Below are 24962 nucleotides of genomic sequence, written 5' to 3' on the forward strand. Positions count from 1 at the left end.
TTAAATACATGTTCTTCGAACTGTAGTTATTTATTTCGAATAAAGGAATTATTTTGTTAGCAATATAATAGTGACCTAAGATTTCCATTTTATATTCCTCTTGATAAAATCAATGTTATTATTAAGTTCTAACTCTATTGATTCATCGTCTAGTCTGTCATAAATTATAGATAACTGGTTATAAAAGAAATTGATCACCTTCTGATCCTGAGTTTTAAAAAATTTATTTGCTGCTGCTCTTGCGAGTATCTCATGGAAACTTTGTGAATGATGTATTCTAGAAATATAATGTCGAGCACTCTCTTTTTTTTCATCACTGTAGTCAGTTGATGAAACTTTATCCAGTGTCAATGCACTTTTTACTTCATCAAGACTGACTGATAATTTTCTTCTTTCGAGATAAATATCAATAGCATATTCAACTAGAGAGTGGCAAATCCCTCGTTTGCTATCATTAATTGAATAACCGAACTCAGTCATTTTTTTATAGGTATCTATCGCGACTCCCATTTTCTGATATACCCAACCAGATTTTAACTCTTTGAAGTTATTGCCAAAATGTATATGATAATCACCTAATAGATGAAGGTAAAGATAAGGTGAACTTTCAATCAACAACTGATTCCTATTTGTTATTGCTGAATAATCATGCGTTTTGAAGATATCTGCTAGCATTAATTCAAATATATCTATCTGTCTGTCGAAGGCTTGTTTTACCACATATAGATGCCCGGCTATATACATTCCTGCTCCTTATAAATTTTTTCAATATAATTAGCGCCGTGATCAGGTAAAATCACTAATATCCTTTCTCGCGTACCTTCACTTTGGTTCTCATGACAGTATTTTTTTAACGCTTCTAACTGCACACCGGATGAGCCACCACAGCATAGTCCTTCATCATTATAGAATTCACGACATGTGAGATAAGCATCGTCATCACGGATGGAATACGCTTTGTTCACTATATTCTTGTCAAAGAATGGTGTTATGTAAGAGCTACCAATACCTTCGATGGAAAAATATTGTGCTTCTGGTATCTGATTATTAATGATTTTATGGTAAATACTGCCTTCCGGATCTCCAATGATAAAATGCGGTTTTGATGTTCCTGTGCTGAAATAGTTACTCAGTCCTTTCAGTGTTCCTCCGGTACCTACACCACAAACGATGACATCTAACTTATTATTACCAAAATACTTTTCTATTTCTGGTCCAGTATAAACCTCATGAGCTTTAATATTGCTCTGATTATTGAACTGATCAATATAAATTCCAGATAGTTCTTTTTCTAGGTCAGTGCATTTTTTTATATAAAACTCTTCGTTATCTTTATCCACTGTTGGACAGATAACAACTCTATCGCAAACTCCTTTTAATTTTTCTATTTTTTCTGATGATACTTTGTCAGGAACCACAGCAATAAATTTATATCCCTCACGACGGCAATACCAGGCTAAACCAGTTCCAGTGTTGCCTGCTGTACCCTCAATAATATAGGTTCCTTTTTTAACACCTTGTCTCTTTAGTTGTTCTACCATCATTAAGGCAGGTTTATCTTTTATTGAACCTGTTAGATTGCAAAACCCAAGGTAACCATATATATCCTTATTGTATTTTTTTGATAAATTTTTTAATTTAATAATCATCATTCACCTATCAACATGTTTAATTGTTTGTCATCAAGTGCAGAAATATATTCCTCATCGAATATATTCAGGTTTATTAATGATTTTTTGCAATTTTCTGATATTTTTTTTCTGATATCTTTACCATAAGCACCTTTAGATTTAAGTAGTGCCATACCTTCATTAACATGCATATTTTCATCATTGTAGATCCACTGAAAATCTGCACTGATGACGGAATCATTGGTGGTGATTTCTTTTATCCTGCTAATAATGCCTACTTCGCCAAATAAGTGAATCTGTGCTTGCGCCAGCAAAGGCTCTAGATTTGACCTTACTGCTATTCCTACTATATTATATGGCAAGTGATGTTCATCAATGCCGCATTCAGCTAATTTTGTTAATCCGTAGTAGTGATGCCTCGCTTCATCCCATGCAAATCTGGCGGTACGTACAATATTTTTAACATCGTTTTCATTTAAATGGACTTCGAGTGCAATTAAAAACGTTTCTACTGCATCTATCTCATCACGTTGTAACCAGAGATCTTTAATCTCTTCATTCGTTAATGTTGTACTTAACTTCTCATTAAATTCAACTTTATCATATCCTTTCGATTCCAGATAGACTGGTTTATTTTTTTTCCGACTTATACCATTCAATGCTGAGTGATATATCAATTCATGACTTTCCGACAACGGATAACTAAATATATTAAGGCGGTTAGATAAGTCATTTAATATTTTCAAACTAGGGGCATCTAATATCTTGTTACTCGTTTCTATATATTCAGATATTTTTTTGTTCAGATTCTCGGCAGCACTGATGTAATCTTTTCCTGTAGTGATAAATTCATCTGGAAATTGACATTTTAGTTCGGCGATTCTCTCCATCAATGAAGCATAACATCTCGATAGTTCATATAAATGGTCACATCCATCAAGGATATCTTTTGCCTCAACAAAGTGTTTGTATAAAATATCACTTCTTAAACTATTGATTACTGTATGCAGTTGAAAAGTTAGGTCGGTGATCTTGATTCGCGCCAATTGAATATTCATAGTTTCCTTCTTATATTTTCAAGTTGTTTGTCATAGAGTCCCCATACATCATCCATTGATTTATTCTTCGAGGATAAGGCTTTTTGATCGATAATTATGTTTTTAAATCCACGCTCGACTATTGACTGGCAACTTTTTTCACTATAGTAGCCTGCCCAATACACCTGATCTTTTTGAATGCCACCATGACAAATAGTATCTGTAACAAAATCAACTAACTCTGACATTTCATTTCGATAGTAATTTATTTGTCTTGCAGCACCAAAGTAAAGTGAGTATAAATCGTTAAGGCCTATGATATAGCCTTTTATGTTTTTTAATATTTTATGTTTTCCGAGCTGTATTAACATTGAAGGTGTTTCCACCATTATATACAAATTATTTGTTTGATGATAATTCTCACATTCTCTTAGCTGTGTAACGTAGGGCAGTACCACGTCGATTTCTATATTGAAGTCTTTTTTCAGCTCATCGCATAAAGCATGAAAATCAGTGAAATAGAAATCATAGAGGTAGGACATTCTAATACCTCTGTGACCAATGATTGAGTTATCTTCTTTCTTAACTCTAGCATCATAGAGTGATAGTTCATTTAGTTGAATGTCCGGGGCTCTTAGTAATATTTTCTGATACCCATGTTCGATAAGACATGCTATGTCGCTATATATTTTTTTTTTGAATTCGTATGAGTTTATCCATGCTTTACTCTTTCGGATATAATATTCTGTTCTTAAAAAAGCAACGCTGAAGTTATGATGGATATCATTTTCCACAGATTCCATGTCATTTATTGAGATTATTTTGTTCGTATATTGTATAAATTCTATATTTTTCATCTTCTATCACTTTTAGTTTAAAATGCTCATGTTTTAAATTTAGTGTGGTGTTTTTTATTTTTATTATTCTTTGTCTTGCACTATCATCATCCCAGCCATTCCATAAGTGCATAGCAATTGTGAATTTATTCTCTGTACTCGTTACCATCCTAGGTGTAATGTTCCCTGCCAATGTCACCTTATCTACTTTGTCGGTCAACTTCGTTAACTTTTCTAGTAAGATATCACTTATTTTTATACTATTCTCTTCGCGGGTAATCCCATAATAGAGTGAAGTGAGGTCATTTAGCCCTACAACCACTTCGTCAAACTCTAGACTCTTTGCTGAGAGAATTTCATCCAGTATACAGGGGGTTTCAATCATTGGAATAAATCGTATTTTTTTCCCTTCCCGGTATAAAAAGTCCCTGATCGTATATAACTCTCTCAGACTGCTGATAAAGGGAATGATAAATTTCAACACTGGCAGTTTGAGTGCGTCTGAAATATCGATAATTAGTTCGAATTCTTTTTTATAGTGCTCGGCTAGAAATTTTTCATTACGGTGACCTCTCCGTCCAGATATTGTATTTTTTTCATAAAATCTATCGTGATAGCCAGCAATAATCATTTCTCCAGAATCAAGATCTGAAAATCTGTACATGGTTTCAGGATAAGTCTGGTAAAGGTTGTACAGATATTTTTTTACTCTACGGTATTTTTCCGGGTTGTCTAATAGTCTGTTATCGTCTCTGAGAAGATATTCCCCACGTATAAATGAGATTTTTTTTCCATTGAATGCTTCAATAGATTCCCCATTACAAATTGCTTCATATGAGTTTTGCATTTTTTTTTGCATTGCACTCCCGCTCCAGAATGTATAAGTAATGTGGGACTGGGATTCCAGGGACAAAACCTATTTTTTCAACCTTAGTTAATTTAAAATTCTGAATGCTGCTCAAAAGAATACGCCATTCAATATCACTTAAATGTTTTCCAGGGCAATCAGCAGCAAATTGATTTAACATCCGGTTGAAGAATTCATCAATTTTTTCATGAACTTGCTGGGTATGCTTTTTGTCAATGACATTCTCTATAATTATAACCTTATCACTGTGCGCCATTGCCAACTCAAGTAGATCCCAATATTTTTCCTCATGATGTAGTACAGTAATAAGTAGGCTGACATCATAATGATTTAACTCACAGTCTTCATTATAGTTTTGATAGTCAAAATTTTTCACTCCATAAAGAGAGCTTTCTCTTTCTATAGCATCGATATGGTAACCGTAACTTTCAATTTTTTTTGTCAGTGTTCCGGTACCACACATAATATCAATGATTTTATCAGTAGGTTCGAGATATGATTGAATTCTTTTGGCTAATGTATTGGAACGACAATTGTCTAGTATTTCATTATAGAATTTCTTTATTATTGATTTGTATAATCTTGAATCTTCATTGTCTATGTCATTAGTGATTGTTTTTATACATTGCTTTGAAAAATATTGTAAGTTCTCTGTGATAATATCTATTATTATGTCATTGCTTTGCATTTTCGCTCTCCATGTACAATCACTTGATGTTATGTCCACTACCTCAACATTGATTTTTTTGTAAGATAGCCTGTTCAGAACTAATAAACTCATTAATCAGATTATTTAGTTTTACAAGATTATCCTCTTTTATATTTCCGCATAAATATACGTCATGATAAGTTTTTATCATCTTTTCATTTTTACTACTATTCACCATTTTACTTCTCCATTTCCATCTGTCGAAGATTTTACCTTTGGCGAAAAGAACATAATCTACAGCTGCGTCAATCCGGTGTGTTAGTGCTATATAGGCATTGAGATACTCTTTTTTATTGAGGTTCCTTTTGAAGGTTTTTCCCAGATCATGACTATCAATATGCCTTCTTTCGGACATCCATTTGGCTAATTTAACTCTTGGTATCGACCCGATCTGGTCAATTATCTCTGTGTTTCTGTTAAGCGGTAAACCAATGCTGAGACGGTTTAGAAGTTCAATCGTCTCTGCGATTTCGAAACTTGGCAACCCATCAAAACTCTCGTTAATTCCTTCTTTCGAGTCGATGTCTATCTTTGCAAACTCATCAATTAGTTTCTTGATTTTTGAATACGGATGAATTTCAACGTCGAACTCGACTCCCTTAACGTTGATATAGTTGATTATGAATTTTTGCCGCTGCTGTTGAAACTTCCTTTCACTATCACCACCACTACTCAGCTTCTTAAACTGTTCATCGCTGACAATTTTATAAACATCGATATCTGAATGCTCATCACCGTAACCTGCAAGCAAACTTCCTGTTAACACGACACTTTCTTCCTCAGATATAACCAATGCACATATGAGGTCGTCATTACTGATTCCTTTTGCATTTAACCATGCATTGAGCTTATTCATATTTTTCCTATTTAAATTTTAACCTGTATGTTCTGGTTGCTTAACATATAGTAAATTACACTATTTTCCATTTCCTTTCTCTCACTAGCAGAGTAATAATAAGCGTATTTCTTATTTAAGCTCTCGTAAGGTTCGTGGTTAACCAATACATCGTAAGAGAATGATTTCACTTCAGTGACTCTGGTATCTTCAATTTCACATGGTTGTTTTTTTGTAATAAGTACGGTGTCAAATAATCCCAATAAATATGGAGGACGCCCTAGTAATGATGACTTCAAGAAGGTTTCTCTGTAGAGATGCAGAGTAGTATCAAGTACTTTTGCATCAGCATTAAGTTCTTCTCTTGCCGGATCGATCAGTTTTTCGGGAGAATAAGAAGAATCATCTTTATGCCAAGTAATACTACAGGCTACGTCAACAGAAATAGGATAATCATCATCTATCAGTAGGTAATGGGGCAAATGATCAGGACTCATTTGGTACTTTATCAGTTCCTCACGCCGGTAGTTTTTAATCTTCCCGTTATAATGGTCAAACTCACCCATTTTATAACCTAGGCTCTCAAGTATTTCGACAGTTTTCTGCTTGTCTTTTTCATATATGAGTATATCAGTATCGCCTGATATTCTATGGGTTGGATCCTTGTAATAACACGATAAGCTTTCACCTTTACGTACTGCAAAGGTGATATTCTCCTTTTTCATCTGGTTAAATAGAGCGGTATTATGATATTCTCTTTTTTCTCTTAATAACCTCTCATAATTACAGACGAGCTTAAGCATCCTGAAGTTTCTTTTTCCAATCGTCGGAAGTAATCTATACTTTTCCATTACCGATTTGTAGATTGCAATCAGTTTGTTCCTGTTCATGACTTCTAGACTGGCCGATTTTAACCAATCTATATCAGAGTCAAGTGATGACTCATCATCTATGTAGAGACGATATAATGCCCTGACGACTTCCAGATTTTGTTTATGTGAAAAGTCGATTTTTACCATATATCTTCCTGCTTATCTGATTGCTCCCCCTAAGGGGAGCTTTTAATCAGGCTTTCGAACCGCCAGAGATAACCATCATCTCTTCTTCAGTAAGTACTTCGCCTTCAACCAGTTCATTTAATTCCAGTTCATCATTCATTTTCATGTTGAATCCTCTATATGAAGTATGGCTACAAAGTAGTTGATACGATATTATTTCCAAGCTACCGCCCTTAGATTTTAGTAATCTAATTTCATTTTCACTTAGAAACACCCGCCTTTCAAATATCTTTAAAATTTCAAATACATTCAATTTTTTTTAACATTTACGTTGTAAATAAATGTAATTTTAAAAAAAAATGAAATGCAATATGTTGATTTTTATGGTTAAAAATAAATTATAGGCTTTGTTTACATTTTGGCAACAGGATTGCGATAAGAAAAAGTTATAAGTGGTTGCTAAAATTTTAGCCGTAGCCATCTTGCTGAATGGCGCCGCTCACTTTTAGAGGTTTTTGGCATACTTACCTACCGTAAATGAGATTGTTTTGTGTGAATCAATGTTTTCTCCCACAAGTTAGGAAGGCTCGTTTTTACATCGCTGCCGGATTATCTCCTATAATTCCAGACATACTGACTGTCTTAATCAGGTTTGCTAGCTATGTATGGCGAACTGTAGCCTAATGCTCTGTGCGGATACCATTAGCTATCGTTTTCGACTTATTCGCAAGTTTCTTTATTATCGTTAGCACTTCAAGTTTCAATGTAATACTGATGTCATGGCGCTTAATTTTGTTGATAAAGATTCTGCTATGTCGTGCTTTCTGAGCTGTGGAGCGCTGTATTTTTTGCTGCTGCCCTTGCATGCGCGCCATCATATCTATGCTCTGATAAGCTGATATAGTCGGGTGCGAGAAAGTACCAAACGATATAAAAGCGCTCCAAGAGTGGCACAAGTGAAAATATGTAAGCATCCCTGTAATCCGAACCATTCACTTTTAGAGATCTTCCGACATACTGATTATGTCCCCAGAGGAGATCGCTATGCGTAAGATCCGATTCACTGAACACCAGATCATCGCCGTATTGAAGTCCGTCGAAGCCGGACGTACCGTCAAGGATGTGTGCCGTGAAGCCGCTATTTCGGAAGCCAGCTATTACAACTGGAAGGCAAAGTATGGCGGAATGGAAGCGGCCGATATTAAAAAAATCAAAGATCTGGAAGACGAGAACCGGATGCTCAAACAGATGTTTGCTGACCTCAGCCTTGAGTGCCGGGCACTTAAAGACGTCATCGAAAAAAAGCTTTAAAACTAGCGATAAAGCGTGAACTCGTCAGCTATCTGACAGCGCAATTTGCCATGAGTTTACGTCAGGCCTGCAGGACGTTATCGCTGAGCAGGACGGTCTATTTTTATCAGCCCGATGCCCGGCGTGATGAACCGGTGATCCATGCGCTGACTGAACTGGCAGAACGCTATCCGCGCTACGGTTTTAAGAAGCTGTTCCAGCTGCTGCGCAGGCAGGGCAATACCTTGAACCACAAACGCGTTCACCCGATTTACTGCCTGCTGAAACTGAATTATCGTCGTAAGGGAAAACAGCGGCTGCCGGTACGCAACCCGTCGCCACTGGTGACGCCTGAGGCACTTAACCAGAGCTGGTCGATAGACTTTATGCATGATGCGCTGGTCTGTGGTAGACGCTTCCGGACCTTCAATGTGGTGGATGATTTTAACCGGGAAGTACTGGCGATAGAAATCGACCTGAATATCCCGGCTCAACGTGTTGTCCGGGTACTGGAGCGGATCGTGGCAAACCGTGGCTACCCGCTGAAAATGCGGATGGACAACGGACCAGAACTGGTCTCACTGACGCTGGCACAGTGGGCTGAAGAACATGGTGTGTTGCTGGAATTTATCAAGCCTGGCAAGCCGACACAGAATGCCTTCATCGAACGGTTTAACCGGACGTACCGGACAGAAATCCTAGATTTTTACCTGTTCAGAACACTGAATGAGGCCCGGGAAATCACAGAGCGCTGGCTGACGGAATATAACAGCGAACGCCCTCACGAATCGCTGAACAACCTGACGCCGGAAGAGTACCGGCTGATGGCTGAAAACACGGAAGTCTCAAAAAGTGCGTGGAACTAAAACGGGTATGCTTACAATTTGGCTTCTCCTACAATCCATTTCCAGTCAACTTCCGCTCCTCGCTCATAGCGGACCTGACAGCCAACTAGTCTGACAGCTTCGTACCAGAAGCGGGAGTTGATTCTCTGAATTAATACTTGTGTTATGGCAATTCCGGGTTCCCAATAGGTTTCCCCGGAAATGAGATTAAAGCGGTACGAAGGCTTCAACAACATGCTGGAAAACGTAAGGGTCAGAAAGTAGTTCAAATTCTTCGTCGTCCGGGTAGGTGACCGCCACATGATAGTTTTCTCCGGCAAATGCCTTCACCGACTTTAGATCCTGCCAGTAAGTAGCCAGAAAAAAATGTTCCCAGCCCCCCTGAGTTTCCCTGCGAACGAACGCGCCTTTGTTCCCTGATATGCTCCTTGAATGTTCTATTCCTGTTTTCTCAAGGTGCTTTGCAAAGCTTTCTGCATGTTCAAGTGGAACACAACCGTGCCAGGTCCTTACAATCATTAGCTTTCCCTCTTGTGATGGTAAAAATATAACCATACCACTGGAAGGTACTTCTTGGTGTAATTCACGAAAAGTATTCCCTCGTGAATGAATGTTATCGAACACTCCTCACTCCGGTTTATCATTCTGCTCCTTCCTCAAAGCTGCCCATCAACGCCGGTCTGCTTTAAAAACAGGCTTGGTGGGGGATGCTTTCCGTTTTGTCAGCGGATCCCTTAAACTACCTTGCGCAGGTCACAACCTATGGGCTATGACCATGCACGGCCGTAATTCTGGGTTTTTAAACGGGTGAGTTAGCGCCATTGCCGGAATGTTCATCGGCGTCTGTTGATAAAATCCCTCGATCCGATTCGCGCTGACGCGCCAGGTGCCCCGACGAACCAAGAGGGAGGGCAGCTATTCATACCAAGGAAGTAAGATGTTTTTGCCAGATTCAAGCTTTACAAAAACCGTTTATCAATCGTCATTTGCAGAATGAGTCGTCAGCTGTTTGTTGCTCTGGATGGGCCCAAGGGCGCCGGTAAAACCACACTGTTGGAAGCCATTACGAAAAGACTAAGGGCAGACAACAAGAAGGTGATCCGACTTTGTGAGAAAAAAAGCGATCCCTACAGGGCGGAAACCATGGCCCTGGTTAACAAATTCGCCAGAAATCCCACTCTGGATTTGGAACTGGAGGTCTGTGCGCGCTTTGCGGATAGCCGTGCATGGATTTCCCAGCATGTGCTGACTAAACAGCCACCGGACAGCATTATCTTGATGGATCGCTGGTATCCCTCGGATGCCGCGTTTCGTCGGATGCTTCCATTTGCCGAGATTTTACAGCTCAACATTGAACGAAACGTGCGAACGCCAGACCTGCATGTCGGGGTTGTTACTGCGCCTGAGATCTCATGGGCGAGGGCCGCGGCTCGGCCGCGTGGGCTAAGCAGTACGGTGATTCATAAGCTGGAAGAGCATGTTGCTTGTACCCATGCGTTCGAGAGAGAAATTGCAAACCACGGCTGGTTTTTATGCCGTAATGAAGGCCTGCTCGAAGACGCAACGATGCAGGTGATTGCTGAGATCTACAAAGTGTCTGGATGCCCATAGTCATCGGTGGGCAGAGCTTGCGCCACTCTTCAACTCTGTGTGAGCCTCAGAAAAGCTATAGTGCTTCCTGGCCGAAAGCACTGAACACCGTTAACGCGGCATCGGTATGGATAACATCGGATTCTGTCAAAGATTCAGTAATCCCGAACAGCAAAAAGCCCGCTTAAGTTTCCTTAAGCGGGCTTCTCTAATATGGCTCCTCTGACTGGACTCGAACCAGTGACATACGGATTAACAGTCCGCCGTTCTACCGACTGAACTACAGAGGAATTGTCTGAACGGGGCGCATCATATCCAGCCACCTGGAGTGTGTCAACGCTAAATTAGCCGATTCGGTGCGACTGCTCAGCATCTGAGCAATGCGGCCGACTTAAGGCAGTTCCGTACCGCTATCGGCCTGAAGCCGTTGTAAACGCGCCAGCGGATCCTGCTTATAGAAGCGGGTGAAATGTTGATACAGCGCTGGAAAGCGGTTGGCCAACAGCTCGGGTGCGCTGAAAAAATACTCCGACAGTACGGCGAAGCACTCGGCTGGATCGGTGGCGGCGTAAGCGTCCATGCTGGCGGCTTCTTCGCCCACCATGTCGATCTCGTCCTGCAGATTTTCCATTGCTGCGTGCAAGTCATGTTCCCAGGCGGCAATGTTGCGTAACGGAAGAGGGGGCACACCGGTGGCGCTGCCGCCGTTGCGCATATCCAGCTTGTGGACGGCTTCGTGGATCACCAGGTTAAAGCCGGAAAGATCGAACGAGTCCTGCACGTCCTGCCAGTTAAGCACGATCGGCCCCTGTTCCCAGCTTTGACCGGACTGCACCACCGGCCCGGTGTGCACCAGGCCGAAGTCGTCCTGCCATTCGTCCTCTACCACAAAGGGCGTTGGGTAGAGCAGGATCTCATTGAAACCGTCGAGGCATTCGGCACCCAGCTCAAGCACCGGCAGGGCGAACAGCAGGGCGATGCGTGCCTGCATCTGTGACGTCAACTGCAGCCCCTGCAAGGGGACGATGCTTTTTTGCTGTAAAATCTGCCCGGCAACGGCAATCAGCCGCTGTTGTTCCTGCTCATCCAAAGGAGAAAGCAGAGGGATTGCCAGCGCGTCTTGCCACTGGGCAAGCGTTTCCGCCTGCGGTTGTTGCGTTTTCCACGGCCATTTAATCATCGCGTTGCTCGTAAAATCGTCACTTGAACATTCGGCTGGAGGCTAACTCTGTAAAAATGCCGCAAAAAGGGGCATGATAGCAAGCACTTGAAGGAGAGATGCCGGAGCGGCTGAACGGACCAGTCTCGAAAACTGGAGTAGGGGCAACTCTACCGGGGGTTCAAATCCCCCTCTCTCCGCCATTATTCAATCACTTACAGATGATTTTGTCTGTGATCCACGCCTCACCCGTCCTCACGCGATAAAAAAACACCGCTGCCGTTATTCTTAATGATCCGTCACCCGAAACTCCTTGCGATATAAGGACGGGGACGTTTTGAACTGCCGTTGAAAATGCCTGCGCATTGACAGCGCAGTGGCGAAACCTGCAGCCTGTGCGATGCGTTCAACCGGCTGGTCAGTTTTCTCCAGGAAGCGCTGCGCCATCGCCAGTCGTTGGTTCAACAGCCACTGCATCACGCTGGTGCCGGTGGTTTGCTGAAAACGGCGGGTAAAGCTGCGGCGGCTCATGCAGGCTCTTTCCGCCAGTTGGTCCAGCGTCAGCGGCTGCTGCAGATTTTCTGTCGCCCAATTCAGCGTTTGCATAAATCTGTCCCCTCCGGCGGTGTTATACACCGGCTGCTCGATAAACTGCGCCTGGCCCCCTTGTCGATGCGGCGGCACCACCAACTGCCGGGCTACCGCATTGGCTGTCTCTGCGCCACAACGCTTGCGTACCAGATGCAGGCAGCAGTCGATGCTGGCGGCGGTTCCTGCCGAAGTGACGATATCGTCGTTATCCACGTACAGCACGTTCTTGTCTACGGAGACCTGCGGATAGCACTGCAGGAAGTCCGACATCCAGCGCCAATGGGTGGTTGCCGGTCGTCCATTGAGCAGCCCGGCTGCCGCCAGAACAAATGCCCCCATGCACAACCCGACCAGAGTGGCTCCGCGCGCATGGGCACTGAGCAAGGCATCGATTAACGGTGTCGGTGGCAGGACTTCGGGATCGCTCCAGCTAGGCACTATCACCATATCGGCTTGTGCCAGCGCCGCCAGCCCATACTCCGCGATAATCGAGAAGCCGGCGTTGGTTTTCAATGGCCCAGGCTCGGTGGCGCAAATCAATAATTGATACGCCGGTTCGCCTTTGCCGTTTAACGCCTTCTCAAAGACCGCGCAGGGGACCGAAAGGTGAAACGGGATGATATTGTTAAAAACAACGATACCCACTTTAAGTGGCGACATACGGCTTCCTTTGATGGTTAAACGCCGGCAGGAAATTTGGCCTGATGGTATCGCTTTTGGGTGTTGAGCTATCTGTTATCACGCCCCCAAAACCCACAGAATTTATCCCGACCCTGGCAGGATATTGCCTGCTGTTTTCTGCTCTAACAAGGATAAATGAGAATGAAAAAACTGATGGCTTGCAGCGCATTGACGCTCTCGATGGTGGCTTCCAGCCTGGCTTTTTCCGCCGACACGCCAGCCGCACCGACCATTCGTACCCTGAGTGGTGCCCAGCCAACGCAATCCTTATCAGCCAATGCCACGGCGCTGTTAGTGATTGATTATCAAAATGAATATTTTATAGGCAAAATGCCGATCCCCGACGGCGTTAAGGCGTTGAAAAATACGCAGCGCTTAGTCAGTTTCGCCCATCAGCATAAGATGCCGGTGTTTTTTGTGCGTCATCTTGGCCCGGCGAATGGCCCTCTGTTTGCCGAAGGGAGCAAGTTCGCCGATTTCCATCCTGACCTGCAACCCTCTGGCAGCGATCGTGTTATTACCAAAGCCACCCCCAGCTCGTTTGTCGGTACCGATCTGGATCGTCAACTTAAGCAGGCCGGTATCAAGCAGCTGGTGATCGGCGGTTTGATGACCCATATGTGTGTTTCATCAACGGCGCGCGATGCGGTACCGCTGGGGTATACGGTGATTATTCCTGAAGATGCCACCGCCACCCGCGATCTGGCTACCTGGGACAACCAAATTGTCGACCACGCCGTGCTGCAACGTGCCGCGCTGGCCGGGGTAGCCGATGTGTTTGCCGAAATCAAAACTACCGATCAGGTATTGGCGCTGCCGGTGAATTGAGCGGCTTAATGGAGTGTCGCTGTGCTCAAACAGACAGCGGCATTGCGGCTTCTGCGTGGGAGGGGAATGGAGCTGGGGGACTACGAATGAAACGCGTTACGCGAAGATATAGTTTTTTCTCCAAGGTCAGATATACTCCTCAAAATTGGTTATCCGTCGTACATAACGCTGCGATCAGAAGCTTGGGTTGGGCAATGTTTTTGCTCCGACGCTGCTCTGTGCGCTCAAACAGTTTCTCTTCGTAGGCCTTAATAACAGGTGCGAACGCCGATGACGAATATTACGCCTTCCATCAAGCTGAGAAGTTTTCTCCAGATGGCCCCTTATCTGGCCATGCGAGGGGTATCGTCGTTGGAGTTCTTTCAACGCCTTGGCATTTCCCCAAACATTTTCCAAAACCCCGATATCTGGATCCCGCGATCGGCCTGTTTTCGTATTGCCAATGAAATGGCTGCCATCACGCAGGATCCTTTTGGTGGCGCCTATGTGGGGCACCTGACCGAAATTCGCTCGCTTGGCGTTTGGGGCGAAATGATCATGAACTCAACGAATATCGCCCAGGCCTGTGCGCTGGCGGCAACCCACGCGGCCATGCTGCATCAGGGGGGAGAAGTAAACATTGTCACCGAAGGCCGTACGACGAAACTCATCCACCAATTCACCGGGCAATATGAAGCCGATCCGCGGCAATTTATCCTCGGCAGTTTGGCGGTGCTCAGAAAAGTTCCGCTGATGTCCGGCGAGCCTTCTTCCATCCGTGTTCACATCAAGTCCTCGAGGGAAAGAGGGGATGACGCGCTTGAAGAGTGCCTGGGGCCGAATCTGGTGATGAATTCGAACTACAACATGATTGAGTTCGACCGCGATTTGCTCGAGATCCCGCTGAAAAATATCCGTGATGAGGCCTGGAAAACCACTGAAGCCTTGCGGACGACGGTTGAAACGGCAGGCGCGTTAATCAAACGGATCGCCGATCCGGAGCAGCCTAAACTTACCGTTATTTCCAAAAGCATCAGGCTGTCCCCGAGAACCCTGCAGCGTCGTCTCAAGTATTGCGGTGTCGAATTCGAAGCCCTGCGTGATGAAACCCGTCGCTGCGAAGCTCTGCAGCTCATGGCCAGCGGCAAATACTCGGCGACTGAAATTGCCTATATGGTCGGTTACAGCGATCAGGCGCACTTTACTCGCGCTTTTAAACGCTGGACCGGTAACACACCGTCGTTTTACCGCTCAGCCTCAAAGAAAGGGTGAGCATCAACTTCCTCGCAGCCACAAACACGCCAAAGATTTCTCCCTCATTTTAATGCCTCCTGGGGTCATCCGACTCTGGGTGCTTTGCGTCACCAGCAATTTCTCCCAATCGATAACGCTCAGCAAAAATAAAGCCAATCTCCCCCTGTATTTTGCGTCCCTTATGCCTGCCGGCTTTATCTTTGGCGTCAAATGGCAAGTCTCTTTCGAGGCGTTCTTATACAGTCCGCTAAGACAATTCCTAGCGTCGCTGGCGATGTGTTCAGAGATCGCAAAATAAGAAAGGATTGGCATTGGGAAACTGTATTAATTCATACCATCAGGGGGGTTACATGACTTATCTATCCACGGCCAGCGTGGTCGCACTCACATTGGCAACATTGGCAAGTGCGAACGCTCAATCCGTCGCGGGCGAAGTGATGCCGGTGGGCGTCGATAATTTTATCCGTGCCGAGTCCGATCTCTATATGGGCAATATGGTGAAGGAGGGCGGTCTGGGACGGTTTGTGCATAGTCGCGAACCCGTTGCCATCGACGCGCAAAGTGTCATCCGCATGAATCGGGATACGCTTTATTCGAGTGCGGTATTCGATCTTGATGCCGGCCCGGTCACCATCAGCTTGCCTGAAGCGGGTAAAAGATTCATGTCGATGCTGGTGGTCAATGAAGATCACTACGTACCCGCCGTCTTTTACGGCGCCGGCAGCCGTACTTTAACCAAAGATGCGGTCGGCACTCGCTATGTTTTTGTCGCGATCCGTACCCTGGTCGATCCCTCCGATCGCAAAGACCTTGAGCAGGTACATGTACTGCAGGATGCCATCAAGGTCAGTCAGGCACGGGCAGGGGAATTCGTCGTACCGAAATGGGATCCGGTGAGTCAGAAAAAGATGCGCGATGCCCTATTGGTACTCGGCGCTACGCTCCCTAACTATAACCAGGCTTTTGGTACCAAGAGCTCGGTTGATCCTATTCAGCATTTGATTGCCACAGCTTCCGGCTGGGGCGGCAATCCGAGCCAGGACGCCATCTATCTCGGCGGCGTGATGCCGAAAAATGATGGGAAAACCGTTTATCGGCTCAAGGTCGGGCAGGTTCCGGTTAAAAGTTTCTGGTCCGTGAGCGTTTATAACGCCGCCGGTTATTTTGAAAAGAACCCCTATGATGCTTATTCGTTAAATAACCTCACCGCTAAAAAAAGTGATGATGGCTCGATTATGATCCAATTTGGGGGCTGCGACGGCAAGATCGCCAACTGTTTGCCGACAATGCCAGGCTGGAATTATACCGTCAGGCTTTATCAGCCTGGTAACGAAATTCTTAACGGTAAATGGCATTTCCCACAGCCGCAGTGATGCGTTTTATTTAGTCGAGGCGACCAGCTTGCATGGCTGAAAATAATCGCCCCCGGTAGCGGTGGATTTATAACGTGGCCGGTGGCAAATATTCATGATTTGGCTGTTTTGGCGCGGCAGAGAATTCCGTCCTGAACCGAATAACACGGTGGGGGAATTACTGCGAGGCAATGAGAGTGCCATTCCCCCTGCGGCATAAACCGAATCTGGAGGCAACAATGAAAAAATCATGTCATCCCTTATATCTGATCGCGCCGTTAGCCGGTCTGTTGTATTCCGGCATTGCGGCGGCGAATGACACGGGCCCGGTGATTACGGACCCTCATTTTAAGCTGGCGCCAGGCTACCTGGAACCCGCCAGCCTACCGGTGCATTTAGCCTTGCTGGGGGCACCGCCAAAACCGGACTCTGCGGCTTTCGCACGCGATGAAGAAGCCAGGCGGGCCGCATTGGCTTTACGCGGCAGCGCTCGTGAAAAGCTGGCCGCGACGGATGCCGAGTTGACGTTCCCGGCCCCGGCTCAGGCGTTTTCGTGCGCGCTGGGCACTGATATCAACCAGAAAAATACCCCGCACCTCTACTCTATGATGCAGCGCGTATTGACGGATGCCGGTGGCTCAACCTATGCCGGAAAGAACGCCTATAACCGTACTCGCCCGTTTGTACAGCACAACGAGGGAACCTGCCGCAAGGACATGGAGCCCCTGTTGAAAAATGACGGTTCCTGGCCGTCCGGGCACTCGGCGGCAGGCTGGGCGTGGGGTTTGGTGTTGGCCGAAATCCAGCCGGCACGGGCGACAGAGCTGTTGGCCCGCGGTTTGGCCTTTGGCCAAAGCCGTGTGATTTGTGATGCGCATTGGCAAAGTGACGTGGACGCGGGCCGCATCATGGGCGCCGCCACGGTAGCCGTTCTGCATGGCAATCCCGCTTTTATGGCAGATTTGGCTGCCGCGAAGCGCGAGGTGCAGGAGGCAACCAGGGCGAGCCTGAAACCTACCGAATCCTGCGCGGCTGAACGTGTTGCGCTCTCCCTGAGTATGCATTGAGAGGGCCATGGTCATGATGAACGGTGACAATCGATCAAACAGGTGTGCCGGACGCTTCCTGCCCGCTGCGTTATTAGCTTTTGGCGTTATCAGCTTCCCGGCAGAGGCGGTTCAACCGTTATCTGCGGGCTATCAGGCGGCGGACGAATGGCAGTTCACATTCGCGCCCTATGTATGGGCCGCAGGGATCCGGGGAGATATTGGCCACCGGTCGACCGGAACGCAGTTTATGAAAACCGATTTCTCCGACATCGCCCGCGATCTCGATGTGGCGGTGATGGGCATGGGGGAGGCGCGTAAAGGGCGTTACAGCCTGCTGGTGGACTTGATGTACATCGATACCACGACCCGTAACGATTTACCCGATGGCGCGCCGGCAGATCGCCTGAAGGTGGATAACAGGACGGTGTCAGGGTTCCTGGGTGGAGGATATACCCTGCTGGAAAAAGGCGGTGGCCGGCTTGATGCCGCCGGCGGTGCCAGGGTCTGGTACAGCAGCACCCGGTTAACTTTCCAGGGGGGAGATGCCGGCGGGATATCGGGTAGCGATCGAGCGACCTGGATAGATGCGGTCGCGGGATTGCGCGGGCACTATGCGCTGACGCCGACAGTCTGGCTGTCGGCCTGGGGATTGGCCGGGGGCGGGCAGTCCCGATTGGACTGGGATGTGGCAGGATTGGTGGGGTGGGAATTTATGTCGGGTTTCTCTGCGGTGGCCGGTTACCGGGCGATGGGGGTCGACTATCGTCATGACGGCTTCGTGTATGACGTGGTGCAGCAGGGGCCAATATTGGGGGTGAGCGGCAGATTTTAACAGGGGAAATATAACGATCTCTCTAAAGGCTTGTCAGCCTGCGTGCCGCCAAAAATAATTAATACTGCTCAGAGAGTGGAATAAAAAACCTTAATTTAAAAATAATATCATTGTGCCACTGGCAGCGTGAATTGCGTTGTGATTTTAAATTGGCAGCTTGAGTGATTTTTTATCATTGAATTGTTTTGCAAGCCACTTTCACATGTTTAGTGGCTTTTGGGCTGGCTTCTATTTACAGGCAGAGAATAAGGGGGGCTGTTTAAGAAACTGCTAGCAAGGTGAAACCGTTATTAATGGGGTTGGGTAAACTCGGATTTTAATTTTCCATATTTAAAACAATAACCGGATGCGGTGTGTTCGGCGCTTATTTTCGCTTGTCGGAATAGAGGGCGACCTGACCGCGAAACAGACGAGTATTTAAGGAAGAATGACATTATGGCAATTAGCAAAAGAAAGCGGGTCCATGCTTTTTGGTTGATGGCTGCGCTACCGCTGTGTGCAAAGGCAGCTGCGCCGGTGGAGCAGGCGGTCAGTACCTCTGTTGCGCCACATTCGGCTGCAAGCGAGGCGATCCCTACCTTTGCGTTGGGGGCCGGGGTGGTGGTCAGCCCGCTGTATGAAGGCTCCTCGCGTTACGCGGTTTTCCCTTCACTGGTGGCGAAAGCCGTGATGCCGACGGAGAACTGGGGCACGTTTACGGCAGCATTTCCTGAAGGACTGCGGTGGGATCTGCCGAACCTGTCGACGTTCGGCGTAGCGCTGTTGGTGGGTTATGATCCTGGCCGCAAGGAAAAAATCCGTACCCTGGGGGGCCACAACAGCTACCTGAAGGGGATGGGGGATCTGGACAACTCAGCGATGGTGGGGGCGGAAGCCTACTGGGGGCTCTCCGCCAGTCGATTGTTTGTTCGCGGCTGGCAAGCGACCCGCAGCCGTGAATACGGTGGCGAGGATCTGGGGCACACGGCGTATCTTGAAGCGGGGGCCTCCAGCGCATTGCCGCTGTCTTCTGCGCTGACGCTGGACTCCGCGCTATACGGCACCTGGGGTGATAAGGACGACATGATGGCTCACTTCGGGGTGACAGGCGAACAGGCGGCACGTACCGATTTTCGTGAGTATAAAACCGGTGGGGGCATGCGGGATGTGACGCTCAAAACCGGTCTGACCTGGCAACTGCAGCCTCACCTGGCGTTGCAGGGCGGGATGAAGCTCTATGCCCTGACCGCAGGGGCACGCCGCAGCCCGTTGACCGATAACAGCGTCGGCGCAGGCTTTTACCTGAATGCCCTGTATCAATTCTGATTCTGTCGCTGGTTGAATCCTGTCCCTCGCCACCTTCAGGGTGTACTGAGGGACAGGCCCTAGTGTTGTTTATCGAAGCGGTAAACCAAGGCTAAAGCTATCAGCAGCAGCAACAGCGGTGGGGCCAGCGTCGTGAGTGGGACATTGAGCGAAAACAGCAGCCCGAGGTTGAGGATAATCTGGTAAATAATGTAGGTGAGCAACCCCACGATCACCCCTACGGCTAAACGGCTGCCTAGCCCGGGGGCACGAGGAATACTGAAGGTGAAGGGGATGGCCAATAAAATCATCGCCAGGACCAACAGAGGGCGGCCCAATTTTTGCCATAAGGCGATCCGGTACTCGGTGCTGGGTTGCTGCGAACTTTGCAGGTAGGTGATGTACTGCTTCAACTGTTTGATGGAGAAGCTGTCGGCAGGCAAGGTCAGCCCTTTGAGGTTCATTCCGGCAAAAAGGGATTGCCAGAGCAAAGTATCCTGGGTTTGCACGCTCTCTTTTTTGTTGTCCCATTTTTTCTGCATAACTTTATGCAGCGTCCACAGTCCGTTATCGGCCGTGGTGGCCGTCTCCGCATACACATAGGACTCCAGCGTGAGGTCGTCTTGGTAGCGGAATATCTCAATTCCGACGGGTTGGCTATGCTCGTCCAGAGATTTCACGGTAACAAATTCATTGCCCTTTCGGGCCCACAGGGCGTTACCCGCATCCGTGGCATTACCGGTTTTTGCCAGGGCGCCTTCTTTAAGCTGCAATGCGCGTTGTTGCAGAGGGGAAGCGACCCATTCATCGAGTGCGCCTAACGACAGGTTGATAAACAGGCCGGCGTAGAGCGTTACCAGAGCAATGCGGAAAATTGAAAAACCGGCGGTGCGGATTGCCGTTAATTCCAGGCTTTTCGACATTTGGCCCAGCCCGATGATGCCGCCAAGCAGCGCGATAAAGGGCCCCAGATCCACCAGGCTTCGGGGCAATGTCATCAACACCACCAGTAATGCCTGGTTCCAATGGTAGCCGTTAGGGGTGACGTCCTCGAGTTCATTGATCAGATTGAAGGTGGTAAACAACGGGATTAACAATCCGGCCGCAGCGGCAAAGCCGATAAAAAGATTACGGATCAAATAACGGCTGAAGATGTTCATCGCAAGGGCTTCCGCAGCAGGGAAAAATCGCGCGCAATCAGGATCAGCATCCCAGCCAGCATGAGTATCGGCACCAGCCAGACGCCCGGCGTGGTGGGGAGGGTTCCGTTAGCGACCAATGTCCGACAGATATTCCCGCCATAAAAAATGGCGGTAAACAGCACCGTCAGGGGCAGCAAGGTGGCATAACGCCCCTGACGGGGTTTGATGCGGCTAAAGGGGATAGCCAATAACACCATCAGCAAAGTGGTGACGCCGCGGCTTTCTCGCCATTGTAATTCTGCCCGGTCTGCGGGATCCGATGAGCGCGACAGTTCCCCCAGCGAGGCTGATTTGCGCTTCACTTCCAGGCTTTCGATAAAGGGCTTCAGTGATATCTTGAAGTTATTGTAATTCTGCATGTTGTCGTCGGTACCTTTGCGCTCCAGCACATAGGCCGTGCCCGTTTTCAGTATCACGGAGGGGCTTGAAGGCGAAGGATCTATGACCTCGACGGAATGAGCCCGATAGAGGCTGGTATTATTGGCCGAACGTGAATAAATCAATGCATCCGTCAGGTGGTTTGAGGCCGGGTCAATGCGTGAGGCCATGATCATTCGGCCGCTGCCATTAACGTTAAACTTGTTCGCCTGCAGATGGCTGACATCCAGCACCGATTGCGACTGGCGTTCCAACTGATAAATGTTGCCGTACGCCCAGGGTCTGCCATACAGGGACAGCAGGGTAACAAACAGGGCCAGCGGAATGGCGAGTACCAACACCGCTTTGTACAGCCGCCACGGGCTGGCACCTGAGGCGTGAATGGCGGTGATTTCGGAATCGCTGTAGAGCTGCCCCAGCGCCACCGCGACGGAAACATAGAGGCCTACCGGCAGCAGCATCTCCAGGGCAATCAATATTTTATAGCAGACAACGTCGAATACGATGTGCAGCGCCAGTGTGCCGTTGGCGGCCTCGGTGAGATAGCGCTGGGCCGAATAACTGGCAAACATGAAAATCAGAAAACCCACGATGATCATCACCAATCGGCGGATTTCAACCATGATATAGCGCTCAATCAACACCATAAGTTATAGACGTCCCTTATTATCAAACGCATGTTTTGCGGAAGAAGACCGGCTTTCAGCCCGTGTTTCATCATGATTGATCATGGTTAATCAGCTTTTGCAGCAGGGCGATGACCTGGTTAACCTCATCAGGGGTCAGAGCACCGTCTTTTGCCCATTGGACGCGGCCTTGTTTATCCAGTACCAAAATGGTTGAGCTCTCTTCTGGCAGTTGCCAGGCTTGACGTACCAGCCCATCGCTATCGACGATAAATTGCGCCCAGGGATAATGCCTTTTGTTTTTCTCAATTTTGCCGCGGACGAAAAAACCGGTGCCGGGGATCGCATCGTCAGTATTGACGATGGTGGTGGGCTGAAAACGGTCGTTTGGAAAGTTGGCCTCTTTGACGGCGGTAATCAGCATCGAGTTCTTCTTTTTGGCCGAGGTACGGCCGGCGATGCACTGGATCACCCGCACTTTGCCTGCCAATTCTGCACTGTCCCATTTCTTGTAGCTGAAAGTGTCATTTTCAAGCAGCAACTCACCCCGATCGGCGATGACAACCGGTACGACAGGCTTACCCTGAACAAAATTATGCGCGGATGCCATCAGCGGCAACAGCAGCAGTGACAAGGGCAGTAACCTGCGTAGCATCATGAAAATAACCCTAATTTATCAATGGCTGCGGCCGGGGGCGCGGTAATCTCCCCCAGTAACAGTTACATAGGATAGCGCTCGAGAAGTAACTCCAGGCGTTGGCGGATATCGACATCCAGCATTGTGGGTTCGTCATAGGATTTCCCCCCCGCCAGCTTGTCCGCCACCATCACATCGTGGCGATCTCCCATTAGCCCGTTAATCGCGGCCAGGAATCTGGAGATCTGCAGAGCCTCGCGGTTACCTGGATCTATCGACCTCAGCGTGTCATAAAAAGAGACTTGCTGGCTGACGATTTTCCGCACGTCGTGGAACTGCTTTCCCGTGAGCTCTGGGTTGACAATGAGCTCCTGGAGCGCGCGCATTTGTTCCTGTCGGTAGGCAATAAAATCACTCTCGGTTTCTAACTGAATATGCCGCAAAGCATAATTCACCAGCGACCAGACCGGCCTGCTGAGCAGCAGCCGAAGAAGATTGCCGTAGAATTTCAGGTTCTGTTGGTTGCCATTGCGAAACGCGTCCTGAAAATGGCCGAGCACCACGGTGGTGGTGTGAAAAAGGCGGCCGGCACTGTGCTTTTTGCTGTAAAGACGCTGGGCAAAGCGTAAATGTTTATAGCGCGCGCGAATATATTTGTAGCGCATGCGCGTCGCGGCGGGTAAGTCTGAATCCTTAAGAAAATCATTCACTAAGCCCAGGAGTTCTCGTCGGGTGAAACCGTCCTCCCAAAATTGCAGGCACAGGGCGTAATTATCCTGAATGCTCTCATAGGAACATTGCAAATCAATATGTTGCGGCAAACTGATATTTGCATCAACAATGTCATCCGTCTCTACGGCAATAAACAGTAACTGCGTAGTTTCAGCAGAGAATTTTTTCCCGTTGCTGCTATTCATCATTGATTACTCTCTCTGGATACATTGAATCCCAGTAAATAGCGATTACGGTAAGCGCCTATCGTCGGTATGAGCGTCAATAAAACGTCCAAACATTGGCCTGCCAGATAAGCGAAGGCCGCACCCTGCACACCAAACAGATGAGACATGCCCACCAGCAGCGCTATATAGGCGATCGCAGAAAAAGTCTGCACAATCAAGAAGGCCCGCTGTTTGCCCGCCATGAACAATAAGGATTCCTGCGGGAAGCCCAGCATGGAAACGATAATGGCACCCAGCATGATTTGGATTAAATCATAGGCTTGCAAATACTGCTGGCCGAACACAAAGGAAATTAATGGCTTACCTACGACGATGACCAGCAGCGCCACGGCGAGACCTATGCCTCCAGCCAACAACGCCGATCTGAGGCCCAGCATCCAGGGTTTGCTGGTTCGGGGATCCAGACGCATGATCTCAGGGTAGAAGCTTTTTTCCAGCAGCTTGGCCGGGGTCCCCGTGGCGTCAAAGAAGGTCATCGCGATTTTGAACAGCCCGGCGGCTGCCGGCCCCAAAACGACGCCGACTAACACCGTGCTGCACGAGTTACGGGTAGCCCAAATAGTATGGGCAAAATTGGTGGTCCAGACGAAATTCCAGGCGCCTTCGATACGACGTGCGGTTTTGAATAGGCGTGGTTTCAATGCGTTATGGATATCTCTGCGGTGCAGTTCACGCGCGGCGAACCACCAAAATAGCGTGCCGCCGATCAAGTTGGAGGCATACCATGTGACGATGAACCCTGGAAATCCCCAATCAAAATAATAGGAAAGCACGCTGCCGACGGCCTGCAGGAAGGGCTTGATGGCCTGCTGAACGGCAATCAGGTCGAAGCGATCAAACGCGCGTAAAATTCCCGTAGGGGTGGACGACGTCATCGACGGAATTAAGGTGCAGTAAAGGATCGCGAGCCAGAAACTTTCCGTATCCAACCCTAAGGCGTGCGAAAGGAAAGGGAGCAGCAACATGCCGCCCAGTACCGCAATGGTGCCGCTGGCAATATCCAGACCGAACGAAAATGAAATGACGTCACGAAAGCGTTGAATGTTTTGGCGTTCCAGCGCCGGAGTCCCAAATTGGACAACGAATTGCCACGTCTGAAACTTGATAAAGTCGCTGACTGCTTTGGTATAGGCTTGAATAACAACCAGAACACCAAACATTTCAGGCGACATGCCTTTGCCGGCGCAAGAAAGCGCAAGCAGCCCGAGCAGGGCGCTGGCTACACTGCCGGAACCTAAATAAGCGGCGTTACGTAAGATGGAACGAAAAGCGCCATCGGAAAACCAATGCTTCATGGTAAAACCAGCCATACTGACCACTTCAGGTTATCAATAGCTCAGCGGACATAAGCCGGCCTTGCATACATATCCGGTACGACGAAACTCAGAGATATGTATCCGTTCATGGAGTGAAAAGTAAAGAATCGTCCGTTTTGCTTGGCGACACTCTCACCAGGATTGATAGCGGCTCAATCCCTATTTTACATTGCGAGCGATAGGCTCGGGTAAAACT

At 47.4% G+C, this 24962-nt stretch carries 24 protein-coding genes and 2 tRNA genes; 9 read left to right on the forward strand and 17 right to left on the reverse strand.

Annotated elements, in window-relative coordinates; all coding sequences use genetic code 11:
* Nucleotides 1-75 precede the first annotated feature (75 nt).
* Genes AC1RKG_RS08985 through AC1RKG_RS09020 form a run of 8 tightly spaced genes read right to left on the reverse strand, consistent with a single transcriptional unit; the run spans nt 76 to nt 6935 of the window.
* Nucleotides 76-744: a hypothetical protein gene (locus AC1RKG_RS08985; RefSeq protein WP_493182794.1), complete on the reverse strand. Its 669-nt coding sequence runs from the start codon at nt 742-744 to the stop codon at nt 76-78.
* A complete protein-coding gene (locus AC1RKG_RS08990; protein WP_493182796.1) occupies nt 735-1652 on the reverse strand; it encodes a cysteine synthase family protein in 918 nt (305 codons plus the stop codon). Before AC1RKG_RS08990 ends, AC1RKG_RS08985 begins: the two co-directional genes overlap by 10 nt.
* Complete coding sequence (locus tag AC1RKG_RS08995; RefSeq protein ID WP_493182798.1) at nt 1649-2689, reverse strand: hypothetical protein; 1041 nt, start codon at nt 2687-2689, stop codon at nt 1649-1651. Before AC1RKG_RS08995 ends, AC1RKG_RS08990 begins: the two co-directional genes overlap by 4 nt.
* Nucleotides 2686-3525, reverse strand: a complete 840-nt coding sequence (locus AC1RKG_RS09000; RefSeq protein WP_493182799.1) for a putative PEP-binding protein — start codon at nt 3523-3525, stop codon at nt 2686-2688. Before AC1RKG_RS09000 ends, AC1RKG_RS08995 begins: the two co-directional genes overlap by 4 nt.
* Nucleotides 3473-4363 (reverse strand): putative PEP-binding protein, encoded by an 891-nt coding sequence (locus AC1RKG_RS09005; protein ID WP_493182801.1) that lies wholly within the window; start codon nt 4361-4363, stop codon nt 3473-3475. Before AC1RKG_RS09005 ends, AC1RKG_RS09000 begins: the two co-directional genes overlap by 53 nt.
* Nucleotides 4335-5060, reverse strand: a complete 726-nt coding sequence (locus AC1RKG_RS09010) for a class I SAM-dependent methyltransferase (protein ID WP_493182803.1) — start codon at nt 5058-5060, stop codon at nt 4335-4337. The genes AC1RKG_RS09005 and AC1RKG_RS09010 overlap by 29 nt, the downstream gene beginning before the upstream one ends.
* A gap of 43 nt (nt 5061-5103) precedes the next feature.
* Nucleotides 5104-5937 carry a hypothetical protein gene (locus tag AC1RKG_RS09015; protein WP_493182805.1) on the reverse strand — a complete coding sequence of 278 codons (834 nt, stop codon included), beginning with the start codon at nt 5935-5937 and terminating at the stop codon, nt 5104-5106.
* An 11-nt stretch (nt 5938-5948) separates the two neighbouring features.
* Nucleotides 5949-6935 carry a nucleotidyltransferase family protein gene (locus AC1RKG_RS09020; protein ID WP_493182806.1) on the reverse strand — a complete coding sequence of 329 codons (987 nt, stop codon included), beginning with the start codon at nt 6933-6935 and terminating at the stop codon, nt 5949-5951.
* A gap of 1023 nt (nt 6936-7958) precedes the next feature.
* Here AC1RKG_RS09020 and AC1RKG_RS09025 point away from each other — a divergent pair.
* A protein-coding gene (locus tag AC1RKG_RS09025) for an IS3 family transposase (protein WP_493182808.1) occupies nt 7959-9070 on the forward strand; the annotation gives its coding sequence in 2 pieces (ribosomal slippage) (nt 7959-8220 and nt 8220-9070; 1113 coding nt in all).
* A 186-nt stretch (nt 9071-9256) separates the two neighbouring features.
* Here AC1RKG_RS09025 and AC1RKG_RS09030 read toward each other — a convergent pair.
* Complete coding sequence (locus AC1RKG_RS09030; RefSeq protein ID WP_116690198.1) at nt 9257-9568, reverse strand: hypothetical protein; 312 nt, start codon at nt 9566-9568, stop codon at nt 9257-9259.
* A gap of 474 nt (nt 9569-10042) precedes the next feature.
* Between AC1RKG_RS09030 and AC1RKG_RS09035 the strand changes: the two genes are divergently transcribed.
* Nucleotides 10043-10660, forward strand: coding sequence for a dTMP kinase (locus tag AC1RKG_RS09035; RefSeq protein WP_493182810.1), 618 nt, complete (start codon nt 10043-10045; stop codon nt 10658-10660).
* Nucleotides 10661-10853: 193 nt separating this feature from the next.
* On the opposite strand, the gene AC1RKG_RS09040 is transcribed toward AC1RKG_RS09035, so the two are convergent.
* Both AC1RKG_RS09040 and mtfA read right to left on the reverse strand, forming a co-directional pair.
* Nucleotides 10854-10929: transfer RNA gene (locus AC1RKG_RS09040), tRNA-Asn, on the reverse strand.
* Between the two features lie 101 nt (nt 10930-11030).
* A complete protein-coding gene (mtfA, locus tag AC1RKG_RS09045) occupies nt 11031-11819 on the reverse strand; it encodes a DgsA anti-repressor MtfA (protein WP_493182811.1) in 789 nt (262 codons plus the stop codon).
* A 92-nt stretch (nt 11820-11911) separates the two neighbouring features.
* On the opposite strand from mtfA, the gene AC1RKG_RS09050 reads away from it, so the two are divergent.
* A tRNA-Ser gene (locus tag AC1RKG_RS09050) sits at nt 11912-12001 on the forward strand.
* Nucleotides 12002-12086: 85 nt separating this feature from the next.
* Here AC1RKG_RS09050 and AC1RKG_RS09055 read toward each other — a convergent pair.
* On the reverse strand, nt 12087-13049 hold the full coding sequence (locus AC1RKG_RS09055; RefSeq protein ID WP_187961630.1) for a GlxA family transcriptional regulator: 963 nt from the start codon (nt 13047-13049) through the stop codon (nt 12087-12089).
* 162 nt (nt 13050-13211) lie between these two features.
* Here AC1RKG_RS09055 and AC1RKG_RS09060 point away from each other — a divergent pair, with 162 nt between their 5' ends.
* The 6 genes from AC1RKG_RS09060 (at nt 13212) to AC1RKG_RS09085 (ending at nt 19669) form a co-directional block, all read left to right on the forward strand.
* The gene (locus tag AC1RKG_RS09060) at nt 13212-13898 is read left to right on the forward strand and encodes a cysteine hydrolase family protein (protein ID WP_401658673.1); all 687 of its coding nucleotides are present in this window, start codon (nt 13212-13214) and stop codon (nt 13896-13898) included.
* A 270-nt stretch (nt 13899-14168) separates the two neighbouring features.
* Entirely contained in the window at nt 14169-15149 is a 981-nt protein-coding gene (locus tag AC1RKG_RS09065; protein ID WP_115058533.1) for an AraC family transcriptional regulator, read from the forward strand.
* A gap of 332 nt (nt 15150-15481) precedes the next feature.
* On the forward strand, nt 15482-16504 hold the full coding sequence (locus tag AC1RKG_RS09070) for a DUF1254 domain-containing protein (RefSeq protein ID WP_116690204.1): 1023 nt from the start codon (nt 15482-15484) through the stop codon (nt 16502-16504).
* 218 nt (nt 16505-16722) lie between these two features.
* On the forward strand, nt 16723-17550 hold the full coding sequence (locus tag AC1RKG_RS09075) for an acid phosphatase (RefSeq protein WP_130016386.1): 828 nt from the start codon (nt 16723-16725) through the stop codon (nt 17548-17550).
* A 229-nt stretch (nt 17551-17779) separates the two neighbouring features.
* The gene (locus tag AC1RKG_RS09080) at nt 17780-18364 is read left to right on the forward strand and encodes a hypothetical protein (protein WP_230090324.1); all 585 of its coding nucleotides are present in this window, start codon (nt 17780-17782) and stop codon (nt 18362-18364) included.
* Nucleotides 18365-18799: 435 nt separating this feature from the next.
* The gene (locus AC1RKG_RS09085) at nt 18800-19669 is read left to right on the forward strand and encodes a MipA/OmpV family protein (RefSeq protein WP_493182813.1); all 870 of its coding nucleotides are present in this window, start codon (nt 18800-18802) and stop codon (nt 19667-19669) included.
* A 59-nt stretch (nt 19670-19728) separates the two neighbouring features.
* On the opposite strand, the gene lptG is transcribed toward AC1RKG_RS09085, so the two are convergent.
* The 5 genes from lptG to AC1RKG_RS09110 form a co-directional block, all read right to left on the reverse strand.
* Nucleotides 19729-20808 (reverse strand): LPS export ABC transporter permease LptG, encoded by a 1080-nt coding sequence (gene lptG, locus AC1RKG_RS09090; protein ID WP_493182815.1) that lies wholly within the window; start codon nt 20806-20808, stop codon nt 19729-19731.
* A complete protein-coding gene (lptF, locus tag AC1RKG_RS09095; RefSeq protein WP_020827640.1) occupies nt 20805-21875 on the reverse strand; it encodes an LPS export ABC transporter permease LptF in 1071 nt (356 codons plus the stop codon). The genes lptG and lptF overlap by 4 nt, the downstream gene beginning before the upstream one ends.
* Before the next feature lie 70 nt (nt 21876-21945).
* Complete coding sequence (locus AC1RKG_RS09100) at nt 21946-22512, reverse strand: YtfJ family protein (protein ID WP_046373182.1); 567 nt, start codon at nt 22510-22512, stop codon at nt 21946-21948.
* Between the two features lie 62 nt (nt 22513-22574).
* Nucleotides 22575-23411, reverse strand: a complete 837-nt coding sequence (locus tag AC1RKG_RS09105) for a hypothetical protein (protein WP_082144857.1) — start codon at nt 23409-23411, stop codon at nt 22575-22577.
* On the reverse strand, nt 23408-24745 hold the full coding sequence (locus AC1RKG_RS09110) for a lipopolysaccharide biosynthesis protein (protein ID WP_046375017.1): 1338 nt from the start codon (nt 24743-24745) through the stop codon (nt 23408-23410). The genes AC1RKG_RS09105 and AC1RKG_RS09110 overlap by 4 nt, the downstream gene beginning before the upstream one ends.
* Nucleotides 24746-24962: the final 217 nt, after the last annotated feature.

Source organism: Serratia sp. GW822-FHT06D09 (assembly GCF_058799515.1).